This is a genomic window from Spirillospora sp. NPDC049652 (assembly GCF_040675125.1).
Lineage (GTDB): Bacteria > Actinomycetota > Actinomycetes > Streptosporangiales > Streptosporangiaceae > Spirillospora.
In genome coordinates this window covers 1-6,539 of sequence record NZ_JBFAOF010000366.1, presented here as the reverse complement: position 1 = coordinate 6,539, position 6,539 = coordinate 1, and the positions used below count along the sequence as shown (strand labels likewise).

4 protein-coding genes, 3 tRNA genes and 1 pseudogene are annotated in these 6,539 nt (G+C 73.5%); 7 read left to right on the top strand and 1 reads right to left on the bottom strand.

All coding sequences use genetic code 11. The features are described from left to right. Positions 1-189: pseudogene (locus tag AB0J52_RS22210) on the top strand (hypothetical protein); the annotation flags it as partial. 28 nt (positions 190-217) lie between these two features. Here the strand turns inward: AB0J52_RS22210 and AB0J52_RS22205 are convergent. Next, entirely contained in the window at positions 218-1,090 is an 873-nt protein-coding gene (locus AB0J52_RS22205) for a LysR family transcriptional regulator (protein ID WP_500183779.1), read from the bottom strand. A gap of 82 nt (positions 1,091-1,172) precedes the next feature. Here AB0J52_RS22205 and AB0J52_RS22200 point away from each other — a divergent pair, with 82 nt between their 5' ends. The 6 genes from AB0J52_RS22200 (at position 1,173) to AB0J52_RS22175 (ending at position 6,217) form a co-directional block, all read left to right on the top strand. Beyond that, positions 1,173-2,012: an oxidoreductase gene (locus AB0J52_RS22200; RefSeq protein ID WP_500183778.1), complete on the top strand. Its 840-nt coding sequence runs from the start codon at positions 1,173-1,175 to the stop codon at positions 2,010-2,012. Positions 2,013-2,230: 218 nt separating this feature from the next. Next, complete coding sequence (locus tag AB0J52_RS22195; protein WP_500183775.1) at positions 2,231-4,111, top strand: glycoside hydrolase family 3 protein; 1,881 nt, start codon at positions 2,231-2,233, stop codon at positions 4,109-4,111. A gap of 324 nt (positions 4,112-4,435) precedes the next feature. Further along, entirely contained in the window at positions 4,436-5,713 is a 1,278-nt protein-coding gene (locus AB0J52_RS22190; RefSeq protein WP_500183773.1) for an MFS transporter, read from the top strand. Positions 5,714-5,925: 212 nt separating this feature from the next. After that, positions 5,926-6,007 (top strand) — tRNA-Ser (locus AB0J52_RS22185). A gap of 5 nt (positions 6,008-6,012) precedes the next feature. Further along, positions 6,013-6,085, top strand: a tRNA-Ile gene (locus AB0J52_RS22180). Between the two features lie 59 nt (positions 6,086-6,144). Beyond that, positions 6,145-6,217 (top strand) — tRNA-Arg (locus AB0J52_RS22175). Positions 6,218-6,539 lie beyond the last annotated feature (322 nt).

Here is a 6,539-nt window from a genome sequence, read left to right as displayed (position 1 = left end):
CTCGCGGTCAGCGTCGGCGGCGTCGTCAGCCCGGCGCTGGGCGCGCTCGCGGACGCGACCTCGCCGTCCGCCGCGCTGGTCCCGGTGATCGCCGCGCCCGCGCTCGCCTGGGCGGTCGCCCGCACCCTCCGCGAACCCGAGCCGATCGAGGCCGCCCCGGCCACGCGTCCCGCCGCCGCCCCGGCGTAGCCCCGCGTTCGCGTGGCTCGGGCGGGGGTCACCGGATCAGGTCGCGGACGACCTGGACGAAGCCGTCCACGAGGGGGCCGGGCGCCGACCAGGCGAGCGCGACGCGCAGCGGCTCGACGTCGGTGAGCGGGATCCAGACCAGGTCGGGGCGGGTGTAGTAGTGGCCCATGCCGGCGGGCGCGAAGCAGATCGCCGCGCCTCCGGCGACCTGTTCGAGCATCTCCTCGACGTTGTCGTTGGTGGGGCCCCAGACGGGCGGACGGCCGTCCGGGCGGGGGTTGACCGCCCACCAGTCCACCCAGGGGCGCGGCGCCCGCTCGGTCCACATGAGGGGCTCGTCGGCGACGTCCATGATCGACAGGCTCGGCCGGGACGCCAGCGGGTGGCCGGCGGGCAGCCCGGCGACGCGCGGCTCGGTGTGGACGACCTCGGACCGCAGCCCGGACAGGTCGGCGGGCAGCCACGCGAACGCGACGTCCACGCGCCCGTCGCGCAGCGCCCCGACCTCCCCGCCCCAGTCGAACCGCTTCGGCTCGACCCGGACGCCCGGGTGCCGCCGCGTGAACTCGGCGCGGGCGCGGGTGGTCAGCTCGCCCGCGCCGGTCGCCTCGAACCCGACCCGCAGCACGCCGGACGCCGCGCGGCGGTGCCGTTCGGCGGCGGCGGGGACGCGCTCGGCGGCGGCGAGCGTCCGGCGCGCCTCGGCGATCACGTCGCGTCCGGCGGGCGTCAGGGTCACGCCGCCCGGGTGCCGGTCGAACAGGCGCACGCCGAACTCCGACTCCAGGCGGCGCAGCGCGTACGACAGCGCGGGCTGGCTGACGTACAGCGCCGCGGCCGCCCGGCCGACGTTCCCGGCGTCCGCGATCGCGGTGAGGTAGCGCAGCTCTCTCAGCTCCACGCAGGAATGATAAACGCTGTTTATGGCTTAAGTGATCTTCTGTCTTGGACGCGGCCGAACGTCCGGGTGGATAACGGTGGCCATGAGCGAACAGCGGGTTTGGTTGATCACGGGTGCGACGTCGGGGTTCGGACGGGCGATCGCGGAGGCGGCCCTCGCGGCGGGCGACGTCGTGGTGGCGGCGGCGCGCCGTCCCGGGGCCCTGGACGACCTGGTGGCCGCGCATCCGGACCGGGTGCGGGCGGTCGCGCTGGACGTCACCGACCAGGCGGCGGTCGCGGGCGCGGTCGCCGAGGCGGTCCTGTGGCACGGGCGCGTGGACGTGCTGGTGAACAACGCCGGACGCGGTCTGGTCGGGGCGGTCGAGGAGACGTCCGACCGGGAGCTGCGCGAGCAGATGGACCTGCACTTCTTCGGCCCGGCGGCGCTCGTCCGCGCCGTCCTGCCGCACATGCGGCGGCAGGGGTCGGGCGCGATCGTGCAGATGAGCAGCATGGGCGGGCGGATGTCGTTCCCGGGCGTCGGCGGGTACTCGGCGAGCAAGCACGCGCTGGAGGGGCTGACCGTCGCGCTGGCCGGGGAGGTCGCCGGTTTCGGGATCCGGACGCTGATCGTGGAGCCGGGCAGCTTCCGGACCTCGTTCGCCGGGACGAACGCGCTGGCGCAGGCGGCCGAGCTGCCGGAGTACGCCGGCATCGTCGGCCCGGTGCGCCGGGCCCTGCCCGAGAGCGACGGCGAGCAGCCGGGTGACCCGGCCAAGGCCGCCGCCGCGATCCTCGCCGCGCTGGACGCGGACGAGACCCCGCTGCGCCTGCCGCTCGGAAACGACGCCGTGGACGCGATCGAGGCGTCGCTCGCGCGCGACCGGGCGGACGCCGCCACCTGGGAGAAGGTGTCCCGGGGCACCGATTTCGAGGACTGAGAGGAGAGTGGACGCCGCGTGCTTCGGGCCACGTGTTCGAGGGGCGCGGCGTCCGCCGTTGGGTGGGTGCGGCGGGGTGGGCCCGGCGAGCGGGGGCCCCGGCGGGCCGGGCGTCCGGATGCGGACGAAAGGGGCGAAAGGGGCTTGCCGGGTCCGGGGGACCGGCTTACCGTGCGCTTGTTGTCGGGGGCAACAAATTCGACCGCGCGGAGGCTTCCTTGCGCAACCTCACACCCCGGACCCTCGTCCTCGGCCTCGCGACCGCGCTCGGCGCGCTCGGGGCCGCCACCCTCCCGGCGGACGCCGCGCCCGTCCCCGGACGGCCCCACGAGCGGGCCGCGCCCGCGACCGCCCCCTACCTCGACGCCCGCCGCCCGATCCGGGAACGCGTCGACGACCTGCTCGCCCGGATGACGCTGGACGACAAGCTCGGCCAGATGACGCAGGCCGAACGCGGCGGCGCGACCCCGCAGGACGTCACCGCCTACCGGCTCGGCTCGGTGCTCTCGGGCGGCGGGTCGGTGCCCGCCGAGAACACCCCGCAGGGCTGGGCGGACATGGTCGACGGCTACCAGCGCGGGGCGCTGGCCGCCCCGCTGCGCATCCCGATGATCTACGGCGCGGACGCCGTGCACGGGCACAACAACGTGTACGGCGCGACGATCTTCCCGCACAACATCGGCCTCGGCGCCACCCGCGACCCCGGACTCGTCCAGCGAATCGGGCGGGCCACGGCCGAGGAGGTCGCGGGCACCGGCGTGCAGTGGACGTTCGCGCCCTGCCTGTGCGTGGTGCGCAACGACCGCTGGGGACGGTCCTACGAGTCGTTCGGCGAGGTGCCGGAACTGCCCTCCGCGATGACGACCGAGATCGTCGGCCTCCAGGGGCGGCGGCTCGGCTCCGGCCCGGCGTCCATCCTGGCGACCGCCAAGCACTACGTCGGGGACGGCGGGACGACCGGCGGCAAGGACCAGGGCGACACCCAGATGTCCGAGGCCGAGCTGAGGCGGGTCCACCTGCCGCCGTTCCGCGCGGCGGTGCGCCGCGGCGTCGGCTCGGTGATGGTCTCCTACAGCTCGTTCAACGGCGTCAAGATGCACGGGAACAAGTACCTGATCACCGACGTCCTGAAGGGCGAGCTCGGGTTCCGGGGCTTCGTGGTCAGCGACTACAACGGCATCGACCAGATCGGCGGCGGCACGCCCGGGCTGACCCCGGAGCGGGTCACGGCGGCGGTCAACGCGGGCATCGACATGTTCATGCAGCCGTGGGACTGGAAGGAGTTCATCGGCACGCTGCGCGGCGAGATCGCCAACGGGCACGTCCCGATGTCGCGGATCGACGACGCGAACCGCCGGATCCTGACGGTCAAGTTCCAGATGGGGCTGTTCGAGCACCCGTTCGCCGACCGGTCCTGGCAGCGCACGTTCGGCTCCGACGCGCACCGGGCGCTCGCGCGGCGGGCCGTCGCCGAGTCGCAGGTCGTGCTGAAGAACGCCGGGAACGTCCTGCCGCTGCCCCGGCACGGCGGGAAGATCTTCGTGGCGGGCAAGAACGCCGACGACATCGGCAACCAGACCGGCGGCTGGACGCTGACCTGGCAGGGCTCGTCCGGGCCGATCACCACGGGCACCACGATCCTGCAGGGCATCCGGCAGACCGTCCGGCCGGGGACGACCGTCACCTACAGCCGGGACGGCAGCGGCATCGACCGGTCCTACAAGGTCGCCGTGGCGGTGGTCGGGGAGACCCCGTACGCCGAGTTCATGGGCGACCGGCCGGACGGCATGGGCCTCGACGACCAGGACCTCGCCACCCTCGCCACGCTGCGCGCGTCCGGCGTCCCGGTCGTGGTGGTGCTGGTGTCCGGGCGCCCGCTGGACATCGCCGCGCAGCTGCCGTCCTGGGCCGGGCTGGTGGAGTCGTGGCTGCCGGGCACCGAGGGGCGGGGTGTCGCGGACGTGCTGTTCGGGACCGTCCGGCCGACCGGGCGGCTGCCCGTCAGCTGGCCGCGCACCGCGTCGCAGGAGCCGGTGAACAGGGGCGATGGAAAGTCGCCGCTGTTCCCTTACGGGTTCGGCCTCACCTATCGCCACTGAGTGGCCGGTAAAGGTCACATGTCCGCCTGACCGTGGTCCCGGACGGAGATCGCCGGTGATAGTGGAACGGTTGCGGACAAAAGTGACTGAAGGGGCGGACGAGATGAAGAAAGTCGTCATCCACAAGACGGGACCGGTCGCGCTGCGCGGCACCGCGAGCGCCAAGCACGCGGGCTGAGGCGGCTGAGCGACATCGCTGACGACGGCCCGCCGGACGCCGAGCGCGTCCGGCGGGCCGCCGCACGTCCGGAACCGGGTGGAGGGGCCGGGGCGTCCGGCGGGGCGTCCGAGCCGTCCGAGCCGTCCGGGGCGGGCGGTGGGCGGATGGGGGCGCGGTACGAACTGCTGTTCGCCGCCTACCTGACCTCGTCGCTGGGCAACTGGATCTACAAGGTGGCGCTGCCGCTGCTGATCCTGCACCGCACCGGGTCGGCCGTGCAGACCGGGGCGGTCTACACGCTGGAGTACGCGCCGTTCCTGCTGCTGTCGATCCCCGGCGGCGTGCTCGCCGACCGCTTCCCGCGCCGCCGCGTGCTGGTCGCCGGCGACCTCGGCGCGGGCGTCGTCGCGTCCGCCCTGGCCCTCGTGGTGGTCGCGCACGGACCGATCTGGACGATCTACGCCGCCGCTTTCCTGCTGGCCTGCGCTGAGCCGGTCTACCATCCCGCGTTCCAGAGCGTCATCCCCGAGATCGCTCCGCCCGGACGGCTCGGCGCGGCCAACGCGCGCCTCTACGGCGGCGACAACCTGCTGAACCTGCTCGGCCCGGTGCTCGCCGGAGCGCTCGTCACGCTCGTCGGCCACGGACCCACGATCTTCTTGGACGCGGCGACCTTCCTCGTCTCCGCCACCCTCATCGCGCTCATGGGCCGCGTCCGGCCCGCACCGGGCAGCGGTCGTCCCGAACCGGACGGCGGCGCGGACACGCCCGACCCGGCGGCGAGGTCGCGGGTGCGGGACGAGATCCGCGAGGCGGCCCGGTACGCGGCGCGGCATCCGGCGCTGCGCGCGGGGGCGCTGCTGTTCGCGGCGAGCAACCTGCTCATCTGGTCCGTCCAGGCGAACTTCGTGTACTACGTCGCGAACTACCACGCGTACGGGCCGCCGCTGGTCGGCCTGATGGTCGGGCTCCAGGGCGCGGGCGCGCTGCTCGGCGCGACGCTCACCCACCGGCTGCTGTCGCGCGGGCGCGCGCCGGGCCGGCTGCTCGTCGTGATGGTGGGGCTCCAGGGCGGGGCGTTCCTGCTGCTGGTTCCGGCCCGGCACGTTCTGGACATCGGGGCGGCGTGGATGGCGGTGTTCCTGTGCGGCGCGGTCGTGAACGTCTCCTGGTTCACCCTCCGCCAGCAGATCACGCCGCCCGGCCTGCTCGGACGCGTCGTCGCGACCACCCGCATGGTCGCCTATTCGACCATTCCGGTGGGGACCCTCGCCGCCGGGGCCCTCGAATCGTCCTTCCACGACATGTACGCCGTCTTCGCCGTGGTCGGCTGCGCGCACATGGCGATGGCCTTTGCCGCGTCCCGGACGGCTCTGCGCAGCCAGACCGTGAATTCGCCCGCCAAGACTCCGCTCGAAAATACGGTTGCGGAGCCGGAATGAGCCCGGCAGAGTAAGGGATGTCAGCCGCGGACACCGTCCGCGAACGAGAGGGGAGAAGGGCCATGCGACGCCATCACCGAATGCCGCGCAGTCGTCGTCTCTCCGGTCTCGGGAGCGGTGTCCGACGGACGTGACCAGCACGTCCTGACGTCTCATCGCCGCCCGCGGGCCCGGAGCCCGGCGGGCGGTTCCGCGTTCCAGGCGGTCGCCCGGGAGGGTTGGCCGAGTGAAGGCAGCGGCCCGCTAAGCCGTGGTCGGGGTTTCCCCGCGCGAGTTCGAATCTCGCACCCTCCGCTCGGGGCGGATAGGAGAGCTGGTGCTCTCAACGGCCTCATAAACCGTTCGAGGCGGGTTCGATTCCCGCATCCGCTACGCATTGGCCCCGCGTTTGATGTGCGCTTCATCAGCGCGTCGGCACAATTTCATATCGAGTCTCCGTGGCGCAGTGGAAAGCGCGTCGGGTTGCGGACCCGAAGGGCGCAGGTTCGAATCCTGCCGGAGACACGGCCTCCATGGTGTGGTGGTCCGCACGCCGGGTCGTGGCCCCGGAGGATCCGGTTCGACTCCGGATGGAGGCCCTGGGGGAGGCCGGTCGCCGGGCGCGGCGACCGGCCTCCGAAACCCGTAAAACTGACCGGTACAGGTCAGCGTCCGTCGGGACGTTGTGAAGGACGCGCCGCCCGGGATACCCATGGGTGCATCGGGTTCACACCGGGTGAGGGGCGGACGATGAAGCGGATCCTCGTGCACAGAACCGGGCCGGTCGCCCTGCGCGGCGTGGCCAGCACCAGGCACGCCGGCCTGTGAGCGCCGCGCGCCGAGAGGC

Excerpts from the sequence above, each read along its gene's own strand:
- AB0J52_RS22190 (WP_500183773.1), top strand. The coding sequence starts at position 4,436 with ATGGGGGCGCGGTACGAACTGCTGTTCGCCGCCTACCTGACCTCGTCG.
- AB0J52_RS22200 (WP_500183778.1), top strand. The coding sequence starts at position 1,173 with ATGAGCGAACAGCGGGTTTGGTTGATCACGGGTGCGACGTCGGGGTTC.